Below are 1,209 nucleotides of genomic sequence, written 5' to 3'. Positions count from 1 at the left end.
TTTGTTGGACGCCAGTACCATTTCGAGGTCGGTGATCAGGATTTCTATATCGACTTGCTGTTCTTCAACTGGGTGCAAGCGAGGTTCGTCGTCGTCGAGTTGAAGGTAGGCAGGTTTGAGCCGGAGTATGTCGGGAAGCTCGGCTTCTATGTTTCGTGGATCGACGACAACCTCCGCAACAAGGACATCCACGCCCCGACTGTGGGAATCTTGCTCTGCGCCGGCCGCAACGACAACGTCGTCCGGTATTCACTTGCCGGGACAACTGCACCCCTCGCCGTAGCCGACTACACCTATGAGACTCTCCCCTCCCAGGTTCGCGATCTCGTCCCTACCGACGACGAGATCGCGGCAGCTGTGGAAGCCACTGTCTCCGAACTCGACTCCCAACTGCCCGTCAAACCTGACAACTCCGGCTGAGAGGCGCCATTCGATTTTCGAACCTGGCCGACATATCCTCTGGTGCCGAGATCGCTACCGGTGTTTCGCACGAGGGTCTGCGAACGCGATGCCTGGTCCCGCCCGGTGCGTCGAGGAGCAGGGGGAGTTCTATGTCCAGTCGATGTGGACGGATTCGATGGAATCGAAGTGAAATCCGAAAGTGTCGCCGTACTGGTCGAATCCCTTGTTTTCCGGGTAATCCATCGTGGCGTGACGTTCGAGGATGGCAACCACTCGGGCATGATCGTCGTTGGCCAAAGCCATGGCGAGTTCTCGTGTTTCGTCGAGACTGAAGGGGCTGTCGGAGTTCGCGAAGTCGAGGGTACGCACTCGATAGTCGTAGCCTTCTTCGGAACCGTTGCGGACGGACACTCCCCCGCGGACTCGGATGGTGGCCTTTTTGGGTTGTCCGTCGGGTCGTAGGACGCCGGCGCGGTCCATGATGTCGCGTGCTTTGACGTTTTTGAGTTTCTTTTTCGCGTCAGCGCGCAGTTCGTTCGTTTCGCCGGAACGGTAGCGAGAGACCGCTGATCGTGAACGGCCGATTTTCTTTGCGACAGCGTCGATTCCGCCGAGGCGTTCGATGGCGGCTCGTCGTTGTGCGCGTTCGGTGACGTCGGGGTGCGGGATTCGTCCTTGCTGCGCCCAGCGGCGCAGTGTTCGGTCCGAGGGGGGCTTTCTTCCGGCGTCGACAGCTGCTTGCCGTAGGCCTTCTTTGCCGATTTCGGTACGGATCTGGCGTACGGAGACTTTGCTGGTGAGTCCGGC

At 59.4% G+C, this 1,209-nt stretch carries 2 protein-coding genes; one reads left to right on the top strand and one right to left on the bottom strand.

What is annotated here, in order from left to right:
• A partial coding sequence (locus AC1Q6C_RS33615) for a PDDEXK nuclease domain-containing protein (RefSeq protein WP_492667129.1) occupies positions 1-420 on the top strand: 420 nt, incomplete at its 5' end.
• A gap of 129 nt (positions 421-549) precedes the next feature.
• On the opposite strand, the gene AC1Q6C_RS33610 is transcribed toward AC1Q6C_RS33615, so the two are convergent.
• The coding region (locus AC1Q6C_RS33610; protein ID WP_492667128.1) for a hypothetical protein at positions 550-1,209 on the bottom strand (660 nt) is incomplete at its 5' end.

Source organism: Rhodococcus sp. MT28, from assembly GCF_058792695.1.
The sequence above is the reverse complement of the archived record's forward strand: the minus strand, read 5'-3'. Positions and strand labels throughout refer to the sequence as shown.